The sequence below is a fragment of the Streptomyces changanensis genome (assembly GCF_024600715.1).
Lineage (GTDB): Bacteria > Actinomycetota > Actinomycetes > Streptomycetales > Streptomycetaceae > Streptomyces > Streptomyces changanensis.
Genome location: NZ_CP102332.1, coordinates 193,155 through 212,490, shown reverse-complemented (window position 1 = coordinate 212,490; position 19,336 = coordinate 193,155). Strand labels below are relative to the sequence as shown.

General features: G+C 74.7%; 27 protein-coding genes. 16 read left to right on the top strand and 11 right to left on the bottom strand.

The features are described 5' to 3' along the window. The first annotated feature begins 402 nt into the window (after nt 1–402). Together NRO40_RS00920 and NRO40_RS00915 are read left to right on the top strand one after the other, a co-directional pair. Complete coding sequence (locus tag NRO40_RS00920) at nt 403–579, top strand: hypothetical protein (RefSeq protein WP_198549232.1); 177 nt, start codon at nt 403–405, stop codon at nt 577–579. Between the two features lie 249 nt (nt 580–828). Continuing rightward, nucleotides 829–1,488, top strand: coding sequence for a DedA family protein (locus NRO40_RS00915; protein ID WP_058939979.1), 660 nt, complete (start codon nt 829–831; stop codon nt 1,486–1,488). Nucleotides 1,489–1,563: 75 nt separating this feature from the next. Here the strand turns inward: NRO40_RS00915 and NRO40_RS00910 are convergent, their stop codons facing one another. Beyond that, complete coding sequence (locus tag NRO40_RS00910; RefSeq protein WP_058939980.1) at nt 1,564–2,439, bottom strand: alpha/beta fold hydrolase; 876 nt, start codon at nt 2,437–2,439, stop codon at nt 1,564–1,566. Nucleotides 2,440–2,900: 461 nt separating this feature from the next. Between NRO40_RS00910 and NRO40_RS00905 the strand changes: the two genes are divergently transcribed. From NRO40_RS00905 to NRO40_RS00875, 7 genes are all read left to right on the top strand, one after another. Further along, nucleotides 2,901–4,205, top strand: coding sequence for a pectate lyase family protein (locus tag NRO40_RS00905; RefSeq protein ID WP_058939981.1), 1,305 nt, complete (start codon nt 2,901–2,903; stop codon nt 4,203–4,205). A 149-nt stretch (nt 4,206–4,354) separates the two neighbouring features. After that, the gene (locus NRO40_RS00900; protein WP_058939982.1) at nt 4,355–4,852 is read left to right on the top strand and encodes a DUF2975 domain-containing protein; all 498 of its coding nucleotides are present in this window, start codon (nt 4,355–4,357) and stop codon (nt 4,850–4,852) included. Further along, nucleotides 4,852–5,085, top strand: a complete 234-nt coding sequence (locus NRO40_RS00895; protein ID WP_058939983.1) for a helix-turn-helix domain-containing protein — start codon at nt 4,852–4,854, stop codon at nt 5,083–5,085. The genes NRO40_RS00900 and NRO40_RS00895 overlap by 1 nt, the downstream gene beginning before the upstream one ends. Nucleotides 5,086–5,181: 96 nt before the next feature. Further along, nucleotides 5,182–5,658 carry a hypothetical protein gene (locus tag NRO40_RS00890; RefSeq protein ID WP_058939984.1) on the top strand — a complete coding sequence of 159 codons (477 nt, stop codon included), beginning with the start codon at nt 5,182–5,184 and terminating at the stop codon, nt 5,656–5,658. After that, nucleotides 5,655–5,963 (top strand): transcriptional regulator, encoded by a 309-nt coding sequence (locus NRO40_RS00885; RefSeq protein ID WP_058939985.1) that lies wholly within the window; start codon nt 5,655–5,657, stop codon nt 5,961–5,963. Before NRO40_RS00890 ends, NRO40_RS00885 begins: the two co-directional genes overlap by 4 nt. A 104-nt stretch (nt 5,964–6,067) precedes the next feature. Then, on the top strand, nt 6,068–6,337 hold the full coding sequence (locus NRO40_RS00880; RefSeq protein ID WP_058939986.1) for a hypothetical protein: 270 nt from the start codon (nt 6,068–6,070) through the stop codon (nt 6,335–6,337). A gap of 309 nt (nt 6,338–6,646) precedes the next feature. Next, nucleotides 6,647–7,018 carry a phage holin family protein gene (locus NRO40_RS00875; protein WP_058939987.1) on the top strand — a complete coding sequence of 124 codons (372 nt, stop codon included), beginning with the start codon at nt 6,647–6,649 and terminating at the stop codon, nt 7,016–7,018. A 97-nt stretch (nt 7,019–7,115) separates the two neighbouring features. Here NRO40_RS00875 and NRO40_RS00870 read toward each other — a convergent pair whose 3' ends face one another. Then, nucleotides 7,116–7,520 carry a hypothetical protein gene (locus NRO40_RS00870; protein ID WP_058939988.1) on the bottom strand — a complete coding sequence of 135 codons (405 nt, stop codon included), beginning with the start codon at nt 7,518–7,520 and terminating at the stop codon, nt 7,116–7,118. Nucleotides 7,521–7,877: 357 nt separating this feature from the next. Here NRO40_RS00870 and NRO40_RS00865 point away from each other — a divergent pair, with 357 nt between their 5' ends. Beyond that, nucleotides 7,878–8,474: a DUF4230 domain-containing protein gene (locus NRO40_RS00865; RefSeq protein WP_232790915.1), complete on the top strand. Its 597-nt coding sequence runs from the start codon at nt 7,878–7,880 to the stop codon at nt 8,472–8,474. On the opposite strand, the gene NRO40_RS00860 is transcribed toward NRO40_RS00865, so the two are convergent. Beyond that, nucleotides 8,436–9,431 (bottom strand): helix-turn-helix domain-containing protein, encoded by a 996-nt coding sequence (locus NRO40_RS00860; RefSeq protein ID WP_058939990.1) that lies wholly within the window; start codon nt 9,429–9,431, stop codon nt 8,436–8,438. The two genes, NRO40_RS00865 and NRO40_RS00860, sit on opposite strands and share 39 nt — an antisense overlap. A gap of 100 nt (nt 9,432–9,531) precedes the next feature. On the opposite strand from NRO40_RS00860, the gene NRO40_RS00855 reads away from it, so the two are divergent. Further along, nucleotides 9,532–10,563 (top strand): saccharopine dehydrogenase family protein, encoded by a 1,032-nt coding sequence (locus NRO40_RS00855; protein WP_058939991.1) that lies wholly within the window; start codon nt 9,532–9,534, stop codon nt 10,561–10,563. Between the two features lie 43 nt (nt 10,564–10,606). Here the strand turns inward: NRO40_RS00855 and NRO40_RS00850 are convergent, their stop codons facing one another. Both NRO40_RS00850 and nadE read right to left on the bottom strand, forming a co-directional pair. Continuing rightward, entirely contained in the window at nt 10,607–10,843 is a 237-nt protein-coding gene (locus NRO40_RS00850; protein ID WP_058939992.1) for a hypothetical protein, read from the bottom strand. Nucleotides 10,844–11,037: 194 nt separating this feature from the next. Continuing rightward, the gene (gene nadE / locus NRO40_RS00845) at nt 11,038–11,850 is read right to left on the bottom strand and encodes an ammonia-dependent NAD(+) synthetase (protein WP_198549237.1); all 813 of its coding nucleotides are present in this window, start codon (nt 11,848–11,850) and stop codon (nt 11,038–11,040) included. A 193-nt stretch (nt 11,851–12,043) separates the two neighbouring features. On the opposite strand from nadE, the gene NRO40_RS00840 reads away from it, so the two are divergent. Continuing rightward, on the top strand, nt 12,044–12,358 hold the full coding sequence (locus tag NRO40_RS00840) for a hypothetical protein (protein ID WP_058939994.1): 315 nt from the start codon (nt 12,044–12,046) through the stop codon (nt 12,356–12,358). Between the two features lie 86 nt (nt 12,359–12,444). Then, nucleotides 12,445–12,804: a hypothetical protein gene (locus NRO40_RS00835; protein ID WP_157901766.1), complete on the top strand. Its 360-nt coding sequence runs from the start codon at nt 12,445–12,447 to the stop codon at nt 12,802–12,804. A 134-nt stretch (nt 12,805–12,938) separates the two neighbouring features. Here the strand turns inward: NRO40_RS00835 and NRO40_RS00830 are convergent, their stop codons facing one another. The 3 genes from NRO40_RS00830 to NRO40_RS00820 all read right to left on the bottom strand — a co-directional run bounded on the left by NRO40_RS00830 (nt 12,939) and on the right by NRO40_RS00820 (nt 14,583). Beyond that, nucleotides 12,939–13,583: a DUF305 domain-containing protein gene (locus tag NRO40_RS00830; RefSeq protein WP_058939996.1), complete on the bottom strand. Its 645-nt coding sequence runs from the start codon at nt 13,581–13,583 to the stop codon at nt 12,939–12,941. 122 nt (nt 13,584–13,705) lie between these two features. Further along, a complete protein-coding gene (locus NRO40_RS00825) occupies nt 13,706–14,110 on the bottom strand; it encodes a DUF6153 family protein (RefSeq protein ID WP_058939997.1) in 405 nt (134 codons plus the stop codon). After that, nucleotides 14,089–14,583, bottom strand: coding sequence for an NUDIX hydrolase (locus tag NRO40_RS00820; RefSeq protein ID WP_232790907.1), 495 nt, complete (start codon nt 14,581–14,583; stop codon nt 14,089–14,091). Before NRO40_RS00820 ends, NRO40_RS00825 begins: the two co-directional genes overlap by 22 nt. Nucleotides 14,584–15,208: 625 nt before the next feature. Between NRO40_RS00820 and NRO40_RS00815 the strand changes: the two genes are divergently transcribed. Then, nucleotides 15,209–15,661 (top strand): VOC family protein, encoded by a 453-nt coding sequence (locus tag NRO40_RS00815; RefSeq protein WP_058939998.1) that lies wholly within the window; start codon nt 15,209–15,211, stop codon nt 15,659–15,661. 163 nt (nt 15,662–15,824) lie between these two features. On the opposite strand, the gene NRO40_RS00810 is transcribed toward NRO40_RS00815, so the two are convergent. Both NRO40_RS00810 and NRO40_RS00805 read right to left on the bottom strand, forming a co-directional pair. After that, complete coding sequence (locus tag NRO40_RS00810) at nt 15,825–16,145, bottom strand: hypothetical protein (RefSeq protein ID WP_058939999.1); 321 nt, start codon at nt 16,143–16,145, stop codon at nt 15,825–15,827. A gap of 75 nt (nt 16,146–16,220) precedes the next feature. Next, nucleotides 16,221–17,360 carry an alkene reductase gene (locus tag NRO40_RS00805; RefSeq protein WP_058940000.1) on the bottom strand — a complete coding sequence of 380 codons (1,140 nt, stop codon included), beginning with the start codon at nt 17,358–17,360 and terminating at the stop codon, nt 16,221–16,223. A 66-nt stretch (nt 17,361–17,426) separates the two neighbouring features. Here NRO40_RS00805 and NRO40_RS00800 point away from each other — a divergent pair, with 66 nt between their 5' ends. Further along, complete coding sequence (locus NRO40_RS00800; protein ID WP_058940001.1) at nt 17,427–17,822, top strand: MerR family transcriptional regulator; 396 nt, start codon at nt 17,427–17,429, stop codon at nt 17,820–17,822. A 36-nt stretch (nt 17,823–17,858) separates the two neighbouring features. Here the strand turns inward: NRO40_RS00800 and NRO40_RS00795 are convergent, their stop codons facing one another. After that, entirely contained in the window at nt 17,859–18,479 is a 621-nt protein-coding gene (locus NRO40_RS00795) for a tryptophan 2,3-dioxygenase family protein (RefSeq protein WP_058940002.1), read from the bottom strand. Between the two features lie 268 nt (nt 18,480–18,747). Between NRO40_RS00795 and NRO40_RS00790 the strand changes: the two genes are divergently transcribed. Further along, nucleotides 18,748–19,266, top strand: a complete 519-nt coding sequence (locus tag NRO40_RS00790) for a GNAT family N-acetyltransferase (protein ID WP_058940003.1) — start codon at nt 18,748–18,750, stop codon at nt 19,264–19,266. Nucleotides 19,267–19,336 lie beyond the last annotated feature (70 nt).

Genomic DNA, 19,336 nt, shown 5'->3' with positions numbered 1-19,336 from the left:
GCCCGCACTCGAACCCTCGAGTGCGGGCCGCGGCGCTTTCGCGCGCGCCGGGTGCCGGTCCGGCCACATCGACCCCCGTAAGAGGCCGCCGACGGGGTAGCCGACAAGGCACGGCCCGGGGCGGCGGCCGTGCCATCGCAGGGACCGGCACCTCCAACGGCCACCGCCCCGGGTCCCTTGGTGCCGCCGCGCCCGGAACAGCCGCGGACGCGCACGGTCACCCTGAGGCAGCCGTGCGCGAGACCGATTGTCGGCAGAGCCGTGCGCCACGCCCGGACGCCGGGCTCCGGGCTCCTGCGGCCGGAGGACACCGGTGCGCCTGATCGACATCCCCCGCCCGGCCGGTCTGAGCGGGCGAAGCCGGGGAAGACGAGCAGCACCACGACGACGAATGGGGTTCCCATGCTGGGTATAGCCGCAGCGGTGCTGTTCTTCATCGCGTTCCTGATCAACGCCGCCGACATCGCGACGAACGACGTGTTCTCGTCCGGGAACATCATGCTCCTCGGTCTCATGGCGCTTGCCCTGCACGTGGCGGGCATCGGCGGCAGCCGGATGGGCCGGGGCCGCGGACGCTGACCGGGCCGCGGCCCATCCGGGGCCGAGGCGCCCTTGGGGTGCCCCACCCGGGGTGCCCCACCCGGGGCGGGCCGGCCGGCCGGCGGGGTGAGGCCCGCATCCGGTACGGCGATCGGCGTGGCATGGCCGCCGCGGACCGCCCTGCCGGCCGTCGGACGGCCTCACACCGGCGCCGAACGGTTCATTCTCACTTCGGAGGCGGATCGGGGCGAGGGGCCCCGGCGACCGAGAGCCAGCTGGGAGTCTCGTATGCAGCACATGTCCGTGGCCGCGGCACACCAACCCGAGGGCGGCATCGCGGGGTGGGTCGTCGATCTCGTCGACACCCTGGGCGGGCCGGGAGCCGGCCTGGCCATCGCGCTGGAGAACCTCTTCCCACCCCTGCCCAGCGAGATGATCCTGCCGCTGACCGGGTTCGCCGTCACCCGGGGCGTGCTGTCACTCGCCTCGGCGCTGTTCTGGACGACCCTCGGATCGGTCGTCGGAGCCGTCGCGCTCTACTGGATCGGCCGGCTCTACGGCCGTGACCGCGTGCGGGCGATCTGGGGGAAGCTGCCGCTGGTGAAGGCCTCCGACCTGGAACGCACCGAGGCGTGGTTCGCCAGGCACGGCACCAAGGCGGTGTTCCTGGGCCGGATGGTGCCCGTCTTCCGCAGTCTGATCTCCGTCCCCGCCGGCGTGGAGCGCATGCCGCTGCCCGTGTTCGTCGCGCTGACCGCGCTCGGCAGCCTGATCTGGAACTCCGTCCTCGTCCTGGCGGGCTACTGGCTGGGGGAGCAGTGGTCGGTCGTCGACACCTACGTCGGCGTCTTCACCAAGGTCGTCCTCGCCCTGCTCGTCCTCGCCCTCGTGGCGTACGTCGTCGTACGGCGCCGGGACGGCAGGAAGGCGCACCGGCACACCTCCTGACGGGCCGCCCGCCGCCCGCGGGAAGGCCGCCCGCCGCCACGCCCCCTGGGGGAAGGCGGCGGGCGGCCCGCGGGGTCACTCCGGGACGGTCCGCCAGAAGCCGTGCAGCGCCGCGGCGAGTGCGTCGGGGGCCTCCTCCGCCATGTGGTGGCCGGACTCGATCGGGCCGCCTTCCAGCCGGTCGCCGGCCCAGTCCCGCCAGACGCCCAGCACGTCCCCGTACAGGTCGACCATGTCGTCACGGGTGGCCCACAGCATCTGTACGGGACAGGCGACGCGGCGGCCGGCCCGGCGGTCGGCGTCGTCGTGTTCCCGGTCCACGCCGAGCCCGGCCCGGTAGTCCTCGCACATCGCGTGCACGGTGGCCGGGTCGTGGATCGCGCGGCGGTAGTCCTCGTACGCCTCGGCGCCCATCCGCTCCGGACTGCCCCCGTACCAGGCGTCGGGGTCGGCGTCGATGACCCGTTCGGCGGGCTTGTCGGTCTGCCCGAGGAAGAACCAGTGCCACCAACGGGTGGCGAAGCCCGGCCCGCAGCGCCGCAGCGCCTCACCGATGGGCACCGCGTCCAGCACGCTGAGCGAGCGGACCGCCTCCGGATGGTCCAGCGCCAGACGGGTCGCCACGTAGGCGCCGCGGTCGTGGCCGACGACGGCGAACCGCGGGTGCCCGAGGCCGCGCATCACCGCCAGGACGTCCCGCGCCATGGCCCGCTTGGAGTACGGGCGGTGCGCGTCGTCGGTCGGCGGCTTCGAGGACTCGCCGTACCCCCGCAGGTCGGGGCAGACCACGGTGTACCCGGCGGCCGTCAGCAGCGGCGCCACGCGGTGCCAGGTGGCGTGGGTGCGCGGATGGCCGTGGAGGAGCAGCACGGCGGGACCGTCCCCGCCGTGGCGCACCCTCAACTCCGCCCCGTCACCCGCACGGCGCGTCAATGCGAAACCCTCGAACACGGCTACCTCCACCGACTCGACCTGTCCCTTGAGCCCTGGGCCCGGATACTGGGCCCCGGCCCTGCCGCTACCCCTGAGCCCCTGCCGCGGCCCTCGGCCCCGACTCCGGCCCCGACTCCGGCCCGGACCTCTGAGCGCACCTGCCCCATGGCGCCCCTCCCACACGGCCCCGGCCGCGCGACCCGAGCGGTGGGAGGGCAGGGGCCGGTCGGGGAGCCCGGGCCGCCTGGGGAGGGTCGGGCGAGGACGCCTCGCCGAGGCGCCGCAGCGTCGCCGAGTCCCGGCGGGCGGCCACGGGCCGGGTGTCTCGCGACTTCGGGCGGCGAGGGCGGCAACCTTTCGCGCCGCCGTGGCGACCACAGGGCGGACGCCCCGACAGCCGGGGCGTGCCTCGACTTCGTGAGGACTCATCTGTGGCATCCCCCACCCATCGCCGGTCGTCCCGCCGGCGACGTACGGTCATGATCTCCGCTGCGGCCGTGGTGGCCGCCGGGCTCGGCGCCGTCCCGTTCGTCACCACCGCAAGCGCCGCCGTCGACCTGGCCCACCAGACGCTGCCCGCCGGCGACGGCTGGGCGGCCTCCGGCTCCGGTACGACCGGCGGCGCCAAGGCCGACACGGCGCAGGTGTACACGGTCTCCGACCGCGCCGGGCTGGCGAAGGCGCTCGGCTCCGGATCCGGCACCACGCCGCGCATCATCCGCGTCAAGGGTCTGATCGACGCGAACGGCGGCAGCTCCTGCGACGACTACGCGGCCGGGACCGGATACTCGCTCGCCGCGTACCTGAAGGCGTACGACCCGGCCGTGTGGGGCCGGTCGAAGGCGCCGTCCGGTACGCAGGAGAACGCCCGCAAGGCCGCGGCCGCCAAGCAGGCGAAGAACATCGTGTTCCGCGTGCCGTCGAACACCACCCTCGTCGGCGTGCCCGGCACGGGCGCCGGCATCAGGGGCGGCAGCCTCATGGTGGCGAACGCGGACAACGTCATCATCCGCAACCTCACCTTCAGCGCCACCGAGGACTGCTTCCCCCAGTGGGACCCGAAGGACGGGTCGAAGGGCGAGTGGAACTCCGCGTACGACTCCGTCACCCTGCGCGGGGCCACGCACGTGTGGGCCGACCACAACACCTTCACCGACGCGCCCCGCCACGACGCCACCCTCCCCACGTACTTCGGGCGGAAGTACCAGGTGCACGACGGGGCGCTCGACATCACCAACGGCTCGGACCTGGTGACCGTCGAGCAGAACGTGTTCAGCAACCACGACAAGACGATGCTCATCGGCAGCAGTGACACCGACAGTGTCGGCAAGCTGCGCGTCACCCTCCACCACAACGTGTGGAAGGGCGTCACGCAGCGGGCGCCGCTGGCCCGGCTGGGCCGCATCCACCTCTACAACAACCACTACGACACGACGCCGCTCAACGGCTACGCGCACGGTTACAGCGTCAACGCCCGGGCCCGCGCGCAGATCGTCGCCGAGCACAACGCCTGGACGCTGTCGGGCGACCGGAAGACGTCCCAGCTGCTGAGCGGTGACGGCACGGGTGTGGTCGCGGGCCGGGGCAACGTCGTGAACGGCGCCGCCACGGACGTCGTCGCCGCCCACAACGCGGCGAACCCGTCGAAGAAGCTGGGGACGACGGCCGACTGGACGCCGACCCTGACGGCGGGCCTGGGCTCGGCGGCGGCGTCGCTCCCCGCCGAGCTGGCGCGCACGGCGGGCGCGGGCGTGCTGACGGAGCAGGGCACGGTCAAGCGCTGATCGTCCCGCCTTCCGCCGGGGGCGGCCGCCACACGGTGGCCGCCCCCGGTCGTCTTCCCGCCCACCCGGACCTGCCTCCCTGACTCCCGCCTTGTTCTACCTATCGAATTTCGATAGATTCCCATCGTGACTCGATCGAAGGGAAGATGATGGGAAAGCTCGCCGTGCTCGCCCTACGTGCCGTCCTCGTGGCGCTGCTCACCGGATCGCTGTTCGTCCAGGCGGTGATGGTGCCGCTGCTCGCCGCCGATCTGGAAGGGCTCGACGCGGACGTGGCGCACCTGCGCGCGCCGATCGTCGTGATCACTCTCCTGGGGCTGGTCTCGGCGCAGGTCATCCTCGTCTGCGTGTGGCGGCTGGTGACGATGGTGCGCCGCGGGACGGTGTTCTCCCATGCCGCCTTCCGCTACGTCGACGTGGTGGCCGGCGGGTTCGTGGCGGTCGCCCTCCTGGTGTTCGCCCTCGGGGTGGTCCTCGCGCCCGGTGAGGCCGTCGCGCCGGGCGTGGTCCTGCTGCTGGGCGGGGTCGCCCTGGCCGTCCTCGGCGTCGCGCTGATCGTGGTCGTGCTCCGCACGCTGCTCGCCCAGGCCGTCGCTCGGGACGTCGAGGCCGCGCGGATGCGGGCCGAGCTGAACGAGGTGATCTGATGCCGATCGTCGTGGACATCGACGTGATGCTGGCCCGACGGAAGATGTCGGTCGGTGAGCTCGCGGACCGTGTCGGCATCACTCCCGCCAACCTGGCGGTGCTCAAGAACGGCCGCGCCAAGGCGGTGCGGTTCACCACTCTCGCCGCGCTCTGCGAGGTCCTCGCCTGTCAGCCGGGGGACCTGCTGCGGTGGGAAGCGAAAGGGGGCGGGCTGGAGGCCGACGGCGCGTAGACCCCGGCCCAGGTGCGGCGCCCCACGCGGGAAAGTACTTTCCTACCCGGAAAGTACATGCCATGATGGAACGAGAGATCGACGAGAGGGAAGATCATGGCGATCGAGGGTTCCGGCACGACACTTCCGGCGGCGCGGGCGCTCGCCCTGGCGGAGAGCGCCCGCGCCGCCGCCGGGGCGCCGCGGCCCACCCCGCGCTGGTACGGCCCCGTCTTCGCGGTGGCCTTCTCCGTCTACGGCGTCGCGGTCGGCCAGGCCCTGGGGACGGGACGCGGCTGGCTCGTCGGTGTCCTCGCCGCCGTGTTCGCCGCGGGCAGCGGGGCCGTCGCGGCCGTCGCCGTGCGCAGCGGCGGCGTGGCCAAGCGGTGGGCGCCGGAGCTCGGCCTCCCCGCCGCGCTGGCGGTGCTCGGCGTCCTCGCGGCGGGCGGGCTGGCCGCCGGCGTCGCGTGGGCGGTCGGCGGCGACGTGCGGTGGATCGCGGGCGCCGCCGGGGTGGCCGCGGGCGCGGCGTTCTGGCTGGGGTGCGCCACGCTGAACGCCCGCATCCGGCGCGGCCGTGCGGTGGCCGCGTGACCGCGCTGGAGCCGCTCCTCCAGCACCCGACGCGGCTGACCGTGCTGGCCTTCCTCAGTGGGTGCACCGAGGCGGAGTTCTCCGCCGTGCGCGACTACTGCCAGGTGTCGGACTCGGTCCTCAGCAAGACGGCGACCGCGCTGGAGGAGGCCGGCTACGTCACCGTGAAGAAGGGGTACGTCGGCAAGCGCCCCAAGACGTGGCTGGCCGCCACCCGCGCCGGCAACAAGGCCCTGGCCGGCCACCTGGCGTCCCTGCAGGCGATCGTCGCCGCCGCGGAGGCCGCCGGCGCGGCCCACGGCTGAACCCGCGGTGGTGCGCGCGCACCGCCTGAGGGCGGGTGCCCGGACCGGGCGCCGGGGCGGCGGACGGGCGGCCCTTGTCAGTGGTGGCTGCGACGCTGGCCGGTATGGACGAGCAGATCATGCGGCGCCGTGTCTACGGCGCCGACCACGACGACCCCGACCCCGGCCCGCGGCCCGGCCGCGACTACGCCGAACTCGTCGGCGGCCCCCTCGACGGACTCCTCCTGGACGTCACCGGCCGCGGCGACGCCGAAGGGGCCGGGGGCGTCGCGCTGAGCACCGAGATCGGCCGGTACGGACCGGGCGGCCACGCCCTGTACGGCCCCCGGCCCGGTGACCCCCGGAGATTCGACTGGCAGGGCGACACCCCCTGAGCGCCGGCCCCCGCCGCTCCTCGGACCGCTGACCCCCGGCCCCCCCGCCGCGCTGACCCCGGCCGGGCCCCGGCCCCGGTCGCCCCCTGCCGGCCCCCGGCTCCGCCGGCCCCTGGGTCGGCGGGGCCCTGGGTCGGCGGAGCCCCGCAGCGCTGCCTTGCGCACGTCACCGAACAGGTCGGGCACCCGTATGGCCCTGCCACCGGTACGCGACCGGGCGACCACGAGCGGGCGACGACGACCGGGACCGGGGCACGACCGCGGCCGGGGGCACTGTATGAGCGGGGGTGGGGCGGGTAGGCGCGACGTATGTCGGAAGCAGCCGAGAACGTCGTCGCCGTCGTGGTCGAGTCGGCGATGAGCGCGCGCGAGGAGTTGGGTGACACCGTGACGGAGGCCGTCACCGAGGGCCGCGGCGGTCTGTCCGCCCTGGCGGCGGGAGGGGCATGCGGCTTGCTGGCCACGCTGACCGCCCACTCGGCGATCCAGCAACGGTTGTCCCGGGCCTGGTCGCCGGAGGTCGCCGCGGGGGTGCTGACCCTGGCGTACGCCACCGGCGCCTCCGCGCTCGTACGGTACGGGCGGACCAGGCTGCGCCGCGCACGCGAGGCGTCCCGCGAGACTGTCGACCTGTCACGGGAGACGGTCGTGCGGACGGTGGACGAGCTCGCGCGCGGCTGACCGGGCGGACCGCGGCGCGGGCCCGGGACACGACGGACGCCTCCTCCCGGTGAACCGGTGGAGGCGTCCGTCGTGTGTGCCGTTGCGGCTCCCGCGTTCAGCGCACGAAGACGTCCATGACCGGGGAGACGACCCGCCTGCTGTTGTCGACCAGGCGCAGCTTGTTGTGCCCCTTCATGCCAAGCACCACGCGCATGTTGTACTTCGAGCGGGAGTTGGTGTTCATGGACGCGGGCAGGGTCGTCCAGGAGCGCCCGCTCAGCTTCTGCTGAAGGGTGACCCGGCTGCCCGGGGCCAGGTTCCTGGCCACGCCGCGGACCCGGAACTGCTCCCAGGCGCGCACGCTCTTCGTCGAGGCCTTGGCCGTGAAGGCCGGGGCCGCGGCGGCCGGCTGGTGCCGCACGGGGGACGGCGAGGTGACGGCGACCGCCGCGCCGACCGAACCGGCCACCACGGCCGCGGCGGCGATACCGGCACCCCAGATTCGTACGGACTGACGCATGCTCTCTCCCAGGTGAGTAGGGGGGAAGGGCTACGGCAGAAACATAGGCACATGGGGCGATAACAGGATTATTCGACACGAGCAAATCGAGCCGTGTACCCCGTCCAGCCGTGTGGACCGGCGGGGAGACGCGCCCGAGGACCGGAATCCACGCCCACCGCCGGCCGCCCCGCCTTCTGATAGGGCGTCAAAACAGGGGCGGGGCAGTGGTACCCGCGTCACCCCACGGCCCGGGCCCGCGTGACTACTCCCGGCCGTCGCGGGCATCCGCACCCCGTGGAGACCTCCGACGACAAGCTCCCGCGTGCCACCGCCGCGCGCCGCCGCACCCCCTGGTGGTTCACCGTCCCCGCCGTCCTGCTGGCCCTGGTGCTCCTCTTCACCGCCGCCGGACGGTTCGACATCGTCCCCGGCTGGGGCGATCTCTTCGGTGAGGAGACACGGGACCGGTCCGGGCCCGCCCTCCTCCAGTCGATCCAGGACCTCAGCCGCTACGAGGGCGCGGCGGGCTCCTACCAGATCGTGGTGGACCTGGAGAAGGACGCCAGGTTCCTGCCGGACGCGCTGCGCGGCACACGGACGCTGTACGTCGCCGCCGGAACCGTCGGGGCGTACGTGGACCTCGGGAAGGCCGGGCCCCAGGACGTCACCGTGAACGAGGAGCGGACGTCCGCCGTGATCCGACTGCCGCACGCCCGGCTGGGCGCGCCCGCCTTGGACCCCGAGCGCTCCTACGCCGTGTCCAAGCAGCGCGGACTGCTGGACCGGCTCGGCGACCTCTTCTCCGACAACCCGAACGACGAGCGCGCGGTGCAGCGCCTCGCGGCCCGGCGCATCGGTGAGGCCGCCACCGAAAGCGGCCTCACCGCGCGCGCCGAGCGGAACACCACCGCGATGTTGAAGGGGCTGCTGGGCTCACTGGGGTTCGAGCGGGTGACGGTGACGTACACCTGAGCCGTCTCCCGCCGCGGGCCGGGAGCGGAAGGTACGGCGGTAGGTGTCGGGAGGCACGCCGACCGTGCGGTGGAAGTGCCGGCGCAGCGTCGTGGCCGTGCCCATCCCGGTGGCCGCGGCGATGGTGTCGACGCTGTCGTCCGTGGCCTCCAGCAACTCCTGGGCGCGGCGAATCCGTTGGGTCAGCAGCCACTGCAGCGGGGTCGTACCGGTCACCGCCCTGAAGTGGCGGCCCAGGTGCCGCGAACTCATCCGTGCCCGGCGGGCCAGGTCCTCGACGGTCAGCGGGCGGTCGAGGCGTTCGATCGCCCACGGGAGCAGCGCGGCCAGTGGGTGGTCGTCCCGTGCGGGCACCGGCGCGGCGACGAACTGCGCCTGGCCGCCCGCCCGGTGCGGTGGCACCACCAGGCGGCGGGCGACGGCGTTGGCGACCGCCGGGCCGTGGTCCAGGCGGACCAGGTGCAGGCACAGGTCCAGCGCGGCGGCCTTCCCGGCGGACGTGAGCACGCTGCCGCCGTCCACGTACAGCACGTCCGGGTCGACCTCGACGTCCGGGTGACGGGCGGCCAGCACCGCCGTGTGCGCCCAGTGCGTCGTCGCGCGTCTCCCGTCCAGCAGACCGGCGGCGGCCAGGACGAACGCGCCCGTGCACAGGGACGCCACCCGCGCGCCCGCCTCGTGGGCCGCGCGCACCGCGTCGACCAACTCCGCCGGCGGGTCGGCGTCGACGTCCGCCCAGCCCGGGACGATCACGGTGTCGGCGCGCGGCAGCCGGTCCAGCCCGTGGTCGGGCCGCAGCCCGAACCGGCCGACCCGCACACCGTCCTGCGCCCCGCACACCTCGACGTCGTACCAGGGGACGTCCACCGAGGCCGGCGCGGCACCGAACACCTCGTACGCCACGGCCAGTTCGAAGTGCAGCATCCCGTCCGTGACGGCCAGCGCGACAGTACCCATGTCCGGAAGTGTACGGGTCATGTCGTTCCGGACACTCACGTCGGGGGGTCCGCCCTCGACAGGATGTCCGTGGCGGATCATCCGAGCGTGGGGAGAGGTCATGGGAGAGCGGCAGACGGTGGCGGTGTACGGCGCGTACGGGCACACCGGGCGGTTCGTGGTGGCGGAGCTGCGGGAGCGCGGGTTCGTCCCCGTCCTCAGCGGCCGGGACGCCGGGAGGCTGGCGGAGATGGCGTCCGCCGCACCGGGAACCGTCGCCCGGCCGGCGCCGGTGGACGACGCGGCGGCGCTCGACCGCGCCCTCGACGGCGTCGCGGCGGTGGTCAACTGCGCCGGGCCCTTCGCCGTGACCGCCGCCCCGGTGATCGAGGCGGCACTGCGCGCCGGGATCCCGTACGTGGACGTGGCGGCCGAGATCGAGGCCAACGCCGACACGTTCGCCCGCTTCACGGACCGCGCCCGCGCCGCCGGAGTGCTGGTCGTCCCCGCGATGGCCTTCTACGGCGGGCTCGGCGACCTGCTGGCGACCGCCGCGATGGGGGAGTGGACGGAGGCCGACGAGGCGCACGTCGCGTACGCCCTGAGCCACTGGCACCCCACGCCCGGCACGCGCGCCGCGGGCCGCGTCTCCCGGGAGCGGCGCGGCGGTCGACGCGTCCGCTACACCGAGGGCCGGCTGGAGTACCGTACCGACGCCGCGCCGACGCTTCAGTGGCCCTTCCCCGCGCCGACCGGTCCGCGCGCCGTCATCGGCGAGTTCACGATGGCCGACGTCGTCACCCTCCCCAGCCACCTGTCCGTCCCGGAGGTCCGCACGTACATGACGGTCGAGGCGGCCGCGGACCTGTCCGCCCCGGACACCCCCGCCCCGTCCGCGGTCGACGCGCGCGGGCGGTCCGGGCAGACCTTCGTCGTGGACACCGTCGTTCGCCGCGGCGGCACGGAACGCCGCGCCGTGGCGACGGGCCGTGACATCTACGCCGTCACCGCGCCGCTCGTGGGGGAGGCGGTGCACCGCGTCCTCACCGGACGGACCAGGACGGTCGGCGTCGCCTCGGCCGGCGCGGCCTTCGACGCCCCGGACTTCCTCCGGTCCCTGTCGGCGCACCTCACCTGCACACCCCACCCGTGAACCGCGGGCGGGCACGGGCTCCGGGTGCTGCGGAGTGGTGCGGCTACATCGCGGACAGCAGGGCCAGCAGCAGGCCGCACACGCAGGTGACGGCCCCGAGCCAGCGGAAGCCCGCGGCCGACACCCACCGGTCGGGCGGGTCGAGCGCGCCCCGCGCCCGCAGCTCGACGCTGCGCCGCTGGTACCGCTCCAGGGCCGACGCGGCGCCGCGTATGTCGCACGCGACCCAGGAGCCCGCTCCGGAGGCGGCCAGGCCGAAGACGAGAAGAAAGACGTGCACGAGCCCTCCAAGGCGACGGCGCCCACGCACCGTGGGCGCCGTCAACGGTCAACGGACGCCGGCAGCCCCGACTGATGTGCCCACCCGCCGACTGTCCCGGGCCGCGACACCCGAGGCCGACACCCGAGGCCGGCGGGCGGGCGCCGCCGACCGACCGGCCGCCGCAGGGGCCGATCGGTCACGGCGGGGTCGGGTCAGGGGGCGATCGGGAGCTGTCGCTTGTGCTCGGTGAGGCGGTAGCGGCGGACGATCGCCTCGAAGGCGGCCTCGCCGACCGGCTTGCCCTCCAGGAAGTCGTCGATCTCGCCGTAGGTGACGCCGAGCGCCTCCTCGTCGGGCTTGCCCGGGCTGAGGCTCTCCAGGTCCGCGGTCGGAACCTTGCCCACCAGCGACGACGGCGCGCCCAGCGCCTCCGCCACCGCGCGGACGCGCCGCTTGGTGAGACCCGTCAGCGGGACCACGTCCGCCGCCCCGTCACCGAACTTGGTGAAGAACCCGGAGACCGCCTCGGCGGCGTGGTCGGTGCCCACGACGAGGCCGTCGTGCGCGCCCGCCACCGCGTACTGGACGATCATGCGCTGCCGCGCCTTGATGTTGCCGTGCACGAAGTCCTGGTGGTGCGCGTCGCGGAAGACGGTGTCACCGGCCAGGAGCGCCTCCAGCGCGGCGTCGCTCGCGGGCTTCACGTCCACGGTGAGGACGCGGTCGGGCCCGATGAACTCCAGCGCCAGCTGCGCGTCGGCCTCATCCGCCTGGGCGCCGTACGGCAGCCGCATCGCGAAGAACGTCGCCTCGTGCCCGGCGGCCCGCACCCGCTCCACCGCCAGCTGGCACAGCCGGCCCGCGGTCGTGGAGTCGACACCGCCGCTGATGCCCAGGACCAGTGCGCGCAGACCCGCGGACGTCAGCCGGTCGGCGAGGAACGCCACCCGCCGCTCGATCTCCTCCTTCGCGTCGAAGGACGGACTCACGTGGAGATCCCGGGCGATCTCCTGCTGAAGGGACATGGGCGCCAGGCCGGTCACGGTTGCTCCTCGGTCAGGCCCGTGGCGGGATCGGCACGCGCCGCCGGGCCGACACCACGGCACGTGTAAGGGACAGTGGCACTCTAGAGGACGCCCCCGACGCCCTGCTCGACGCCTCTCACCGGGAGGCGGGCGCGACCCGGTGGGGACCGTCCCGGCGGGGTAGTCGCAGGGTATGGCGACACGACGACGGCAGTACGCGGTCGCGGCCTCCGGGCAGTGGACCGACGAAGAGGACGGGCTCCGCCGCAGGCTCCCCGCCGGGGAGGTCCACGCGTGGGAACCGGGTCGGAACGAGACGGTGTGCGGGCTCTCGCTCAGCCGCTCCCAGCTGGCCCGCTTCTCCCACGTGCCGTGGGCCGACACGATCCCCGAGTCGGGCGGCTCCGCCGACCGGGTCCAGCGGCTGTGCCACCGCTGCGCCGCCGTGGCGGGGCGCCGCGGCACGGACGCGTCGCCCCGGTGGGAGCGGAGCAACCCCCGGCCCTGAGCGGGGCAGCGGGGCGCGCGCGACCGGCGTAGGCGCGGGGAGTGGTGGGTTGCCGGGACGGTACCGCGTCCGCGACCATGCCCGGTGTGACGATGTGGAGAGCACCGGAGGGGCGCCCTCGATGGCGCAAGTCCGGGACCTGGGAGACCGTTCCGGACGGCGACCGGCGGATCTGCGCGACCTGCGGGACGGCCGTCCGCTCGTACCGCCACCGCTTCCACCCGCCCGCATCCCCCGCGTTCGAACGGTGCGTCGCCCTCGCCTGGTGCTCCCGCTGCCGGGTCTACTCGGGCGCCATGGCGCACGTCCCCCGGGACCAGGTCCTGGTCGACGTCCTCGCCCCGCTGCCCGCCGAGCGGCGGGAGCGGCTGGAGCGGAGCGAGACGCGGCTGATCGAGTACCTCGACGGACAGCTCGGGCCCGAGAGCACGCGGCCGCGCCGCTGACGGCCCGCCGGCGGCGAGGCGCCCGGTGGCCGGCCGACGTGACGGCACGTCGCCGCGACCGGCCCGACGGGACGCCCCGGCCCGCGGCGGGGCCGGGCACCGCGCCCGGCCCCGCCGCCCGGCTCGCTCCCCGCTCAGTCGCGGGCCAGCAGCCTCTTCATCTCCGCGATCTCGGCGCTCTGCGAGGCCGCGATCGCGTCGGCCATCTTCGTGGCCGCCGGGTACGCGCCCCGGTCCCGCTCGGCCTTGGCCATGGTGACGGCCCCCTCGTGGTGCCTGATCATCATCTCCAGGAAGGCGGTGTCGAAGGCCTTCCCCGAGGACTTGCCCAGTGCGGCCATGTCCTCGGCGCTCATCATGCCCTCCATGCCCGCGTGGTGGGAGTGGTCCGCGGAGCCCTCGACGGGCACCGTCTCGCCCCAGGAGACGAGCCACTCGGAGAGCGTCCTGATCTCCGGGTCCTGCGCCTTCTTGATGTCCTCGGCGAGCTTCCTCACCTCGGGAGACGCGGCCCTCGACGGCGCCAGGTCCGCCATCTGCACCGCCTGCCGGTGGTGGGGGATCATGCCCTGTGCGAAGGCGACGTCCGCGGCGTTGTGCCGGTCCTGCGACGCAGGCCCGGACGCCGGGGCGGAGGAGGCCGACGAGGGGGTCGCGCCGTGCTCGTCGTGCCCGGTCGATCCGCTGCCGCTCCCGCCGCAAGCGGCGAGGGCGAGCGCGGCCGCGCCCGCGGTCAGGGCGGCGGCGGTACGGCGGTGGAGGGAACTCCTGCTGTTCATGGGTGCTGCTCCTTCGCACGCGGCGACGCGCGCCGCGCGGGGTGTCACGGACGGAAGACGTACGTACCGGGGCACGGCGCTCCACCGGCCGGTGCCGGAGGGCGCGCGTGCGGCGCGTCGGTCTATATCCGCAGGAGTTGCAGCTCGGACAGGTCGGGAGGGCCCCTGCCGCTCGCCGTCGAGGCCCGAAGGCCGTCCCCGGGTGCCACGGCGGTGGGGACCGCTGACACGGTGGCGGTGAGCGCGGGCGGCGTGTAGGCGGAGCCGGTACCGGCCGCCGCGCACGTCCCGTCGGCGTGGGCCACGTGGCCCGCCCCGCCGTCGGAGTGCGAGCAGTCACCGACCAGCCGGGGCACCTCCGCCGCCGTGGCCGGCGCCGTGTGGTGACCGGTGTGGGCGGCCGCCACGGGCATCGATCCGGGCACCAGGCCGTGCATGCCCAGCACACCGGCCAGCACAGCGAGCACCAGCGACGACAGCAGGCACCCGACGGGGTGCCTGCTGGTCACGGTGCGCGTGCTCGCCATGGCGCCATCGTACGCGGGCGCTGACGACGAACCGTGCCGGTGGCGGGGGCCCGGCCGGCGCGGTCGTCGGCGGACCCGCCGGGGTCCGGCCCGTCGCCCGGTTCGTCCGACTCGTCGAACTCGTCGGGCGCGCGCAGGGGGCCGAAGCGGCGGGAGCAGCCGGCACCGTCACCCGTGGCGACCGGACCGGCTCCCGAGCATGCGGCCGCCGGCGACAGCGTCGACGTCCGCAGGTCCGCCGGCGGTACCCACACGGCCGCGTCGGTGGAGCCGTCGGTCTCGGTCACGACCGGTGCCCCGCCCGGGAGGTCGACGGCGTGGAAGAGCGCCGTGAGGTGCCAGCTCACACCGTGCCGCCGCACGCCGTAGCTCCGTGCGTCGAGCAGATGGGCGGAGGGGAGCTCCAGGCCGGTCTCCTCCCGGAGTTCGCGGGCCAGGGCCTCCACGGGCTGCTCGCCCGGGGTCGATGCCACCGCCCGGGAGGTGCCAGAGCCCGGGGGCGAACACCGGGGACGCGTCCGACAGGCGGGCCGGCAGCAACCGGTCGTCGTCCACGGCGACCGCGTACGCCGAGTCCTGTGTCCGCACATCCGTGTCCACTGTTCCCCGTCCTCCCCGTCCCGCCCTGCCCCGTCCCGCCCTGCCCCGCGCCCGCCTTGCCCCGCGCCCGCCCCACGCCCGCCCCCGCCCCGCCTCGCGCCAGCACCACGCCGGCTCCGGCACCGTGACCCGACCAAGATCGACCCGTCAGGAGGCAAGCGGAGGCGGGCGGCCTCGCCGCACGGGCCGGGCAGTGCCCCCCCGACGCCGCCACCGCCCGGGCCGGGGCCGGCGCTTCCTCCGAGGACGTGGCGAAACCGGCCGTCCACGTCCTCGACCGGACGCCCGACGAGATGCGCCTCCTGCCGGAGTGCGTCGCCCGGGGCGACCGTGCGGCCGGGCGTCACACCGGGCGTCACACCGGCACCACCGGCCAAACTGCCGGCCGCCGCGGCGCTGGTAGGTGCCGGACCATGTGGGTACAGGGCGGAGCTCTCGCGGCCGTCGGTTTGGAAAGCCGGGTTGCGCGGGACCCCGGACGGCACGTCAGATGGGCACATGCCCTTGCACTGGAAGCTCGTCATCGACAGCACGAACGCGCCCGCCCTCGCCGACTTCTGGGCCGCGGCACTGGAGTACGAGGTGGAGGACCCCACTCCTCTGGTCGAGCAGCTGCTGGCCGCCGGCCACCTCCCGGAAGGCGCGGTCGTCGAGCACCGCGGCCGCAAGACCTTCCGCGGGTACGCCGCGATCCGTCACCCCGAGGACCCCTACGACGCGACCAGCGGCGTCGGCCACGGCCGGCGGCTCCTCTTCCAGGACGTGCCCGAGCCCAAGTCCGCCAAGAATCGACTGCACCTGGACGTCCACGGCGGGCCCGGCGGCCTCGACGACCTGGTGACGAGGTTGGAGACCCTGGGAGCGATTCGGGTCCGCGAGGTGGACAAGGGGCCCGCCGGCCACTGGTGGGTCATGCAGGACCCGGAGGGCAACGAGTTCTGCGCGACCTGACCCCGAGACTCCGGCGCGCTCACCCGGTCACCCGTGTGGCGCACGTGGTGCACGGCCCGGGCGACCTGCCGCCCCGGTGGCCGGGATACCTTCCCGCGTGACCGCGACCGGCGGTGCGTCCCGCCCGCCCGGCGTCGGGGGGGGGCTCGGCGGACGTCACCTGTCAGGCCCAGGCGTTGAAGAGCACCCCGCCCAGCGTGTCCACGCCGTGGCAGTGGACCTGCCGCCGTTCCGCCTTGGTCAGCACCGATGTGTCCGCGTCCGTAAGTGGCGTGGTCAGCCGTTCGCGCGTGAGGAGGACGAGACCCGCGTCGGAGAAGGCCCGGGCCCACGCGGGTGGGGTCACGAACTGGTTGCGGGCGGCGGCGTGGGGTGCGGTGCGGAAGGCGCGGAGGCCGGTCCGGGGGAGCGGGCCGTCCTCCGGGCGGAAGAAGCCGGTCGCTCCTCGCGGCAGGGCGAAACCCGCCGCCTCGTCATGGCGCATGCGCCCATCCTGCCCCGGCGGCGCGGCGGGCCGAGTGGCGGCCGCCGCCGTCTCCCTCACCGGCCTGCCACCGGCTCACCGGCCCACCGGCTCCGGGGACCCGCTGCCGGCGTGGTCGGGGGCCAGGAAGGGGTAGTCGGTGTACCCGGTCTCCCCTCCCGTGTACATCTGGTACGCCTCGCGCACCGGATTGAGCGGAGCGCCGAGGCGTATCCGCTCGACCAGGTCGGGGTTGGCGATGAACGCGCGGCCGAGGGCGATCAGGTCCGCGCCGGCGGCCAGCAGCCGTTCGCCCGCCCGCCGGCCGCCATCGGCGGGGAGCGGCGTTCCCCACCCGAGGGCCGGGTTGGCGATCAGCGTGCCCGGCCAGCCGTCGCGGAGCGTGCGGAAGAGCGGCTGGTCCGAATCGGCGGCCACGACGTGCAGGTAGGCCGGTCCGCTGTCCGCCAGGGCTTCGACGAGCGCCGGGTAGATGCTGTCGGTGTCGTCCTCCCGTACGCCGTTCACGGTGTTGCCGGGGGAGACGCGCAGTCCGACCCGATCCGGTCCGATCGCGTCGGTGACGGCCCGCACCACCTCGACGACGAACCGGATCCGGTGGGCAACCGGGCCGCCGTACGCGTCGCCGCGCCGGTTGGTGTTCCCGGCCAGGAACTGGTGCAGGAGATGCCCGTTGGCGGCGTGCACCTCGACGCCCTCGAAGCCGGCGTCGACGGCGTTGCGGGCGGCCGACGCGAAGTCGGCGACGGTGGACCGGATGTCCCGGGTCGTCATCTCGCGCGGTACGACGGCGGGCCGGCGCCCGGAGGGCGTGTGGAGGGTTTCCGGCAGCGGCACGGGGGAGGGGGCGAGGGGAGTGAGGCCGCTGGTGTCCGGGTGCCCGACCCGGCCCCCGTGCTGGAGCTGCAGGAACATCCGGCCGCCCGCCGCCCGCACGGCCCGTGTGACCCGCCGCCACCCGTCGACGTGCGCCTGGCTGTGGATCGCCGGGATGTTCGGGTACGTCTGCCCGACGGCGTTCGGTGTCGCGGCCTCGGCGATGATCAGTCCGGCGGAGGCGCGCTGTGCGTAGTAGGTGGCCATGAGCGGCTGCGGGACGCCGTCCGCCCCCGCGCGGTTGCGGGTCAGAGGCGCCATCACGAGACGGTTCGGCAGGTGGAGCGGGCCGAGGCGGGCGGGTTCGAGGAGCTGCGGGATGCGGGGTGTCTGCGTCATGCCGGTACCGTAGGAACTGACATCGGTGTCAGGTTCAAGTGCCCGTCGGGCGGCGTGGGGTGAGGCATGAGGATCGGTGAACTGGCCCGGCGCAGCGGGGTGAGCGAGCGCTCCCTGCGCTACTACGAGCAGCAGGGGCTCCTGCGGAGCGAGCGGACCCCGGGCGGGCACCGGGAGTTCGGCGCGTGGGCCGTCGACCGCGTCGTCCGGATCCAGGCACTGTACGCGGCGGGCCTGAACAGCAGGAAGATCGCCCAGTTGCTCCCCTGCATGCGCGACGCGGACGGCGGACCCAACGCGTCCGCCACCTCGCGCCTGGTCGGCGAGCTGCTCGCCGAACGTGAGCGGATCGACCGCATGATGGCCGACCTGGCCCTCACGCGCGGCGTCCTGGACGAGGTCATCGAGGCGGCGTCCGGCGACCGGGGCGCCGCAGCGGACCGCGGGGCCCGGGCGTCCTGAGCCTCCCTCCCACCTCCGCCGCTCCCCGGACGCCCGTCAGACCGGGGGGCGGTGCGGTGGCAGGTGGATCCGGGAACGCAGGTACTCCAGCCCCGTGGTGCCCCCGGTGCCGGCCCCGTCGCCGATCATGCGCTCCACCATCAAGAGGTGCCGGACGCGCCAGCGCGTGACCGCGTTGTGGAGGGCCCGCCAGGACGGGGCCGGTTCCTCCTGCTCCTCGCCGCGGACGGGTGGCGTGCCGGCCGCGCCCCCGGTGTCCGTCGTACGCCCGAAGTGGCCGTGTTCGTCGACCAGGTCGAACAACGCGGCGAACTGGGGTGACTGCGACCCGCTCGCCTCCTCCAGGAGCGGACGGAAAGCGCCGAAGCCGGCCGGATCCAGGTGGTCGAGCAGGACCAGGTGCTGGTCGAGGGCTTCGACCAGGGCCGTCACGCGCCGCAGCGACGTACAGGCCGGCCGCACCCGACCCGCCTCTGTGTGCTCCAGGGCGGTGCCGAGGTCCACCAGCGCCTGGCCGACGAGCAGCTCGGCCGACTGGTGGACGACGATGAAGAGACGCTCGTCCGGCCAGCGCGCCGTGTCGTCCCGGGAGGTCCGAGGCTGCTGGAGGGACAGCAGCGCGGGAAGGCGCAGATAGCGCTCGTAGGGTGTTTCCACATCGCGCTCCGTCGCAGTTCGTCCGGGAGTGGGGGAAGGCGGCCGGCGCCTCCTGGCACTGTTACCGGAAGCGGGGCGGAAATCACCTCCGGGCCTGTCGGCGCTGCACCGACCGGCGGAACGCGCCCCTGTCCTGCCGCGCGCGACGCGCCACGCCCCCGCGCTGCCCGGAACGCGCCGCGCCGCTGCCCGGAACGCGCCGCGCCGCTGCCCCGCCGCGGGGAATTCCAGGGGCGCGGGCCTGCCCGTTGGCGTACCGTTCCCGCCCATGACCGTGTTGCGTGGCGCCTCCGTCGTCCTGCGCCCCACCGTCCGCGAGGACATCCCCGCCCTGGCGGCCATCCGGGCGACACCCGAGGTGCGCGCCCGGTGGAGGGGAGGGGACGACCTGGGGGCGGAGATGGCGCGGGAGTTCGACGACCCCGACAACCGGTGGCTGACCGTCGAGCACCGGGACCGGATCGTCGGCATGATCCAGTGGTACGCCGAGGACGAGCCGGACTACCGGCACGCCGGCATCGACCTCTTCCTCGACCCCGCCGCGCACGGCGGGGGGCTGGGCACCGACGCCGTACGGACCCTCGCCCGCCACCTCGTCGACGTCCTTGGCTACCACCGGCTCGTCATCGACCCGGCGGCCGACAACGCCGCGGCGATCCGCTGCTACACCAAGGTCGGCTTCCGGCCGGTGGGGGTCATGCGGCAGTACGAACGCGGCGCCGACGGCACCTGGCACGACGGGCTGCTGATGGACCTCCTGGCGGCGGAGCTCGTCCGCCATCCCTGACCGGCACCGGAGGCGCCGCCCCCACCCGGCGCCGCTCCTCCCGCGCGGTATCCGCCCTCCGGCGCGCGTC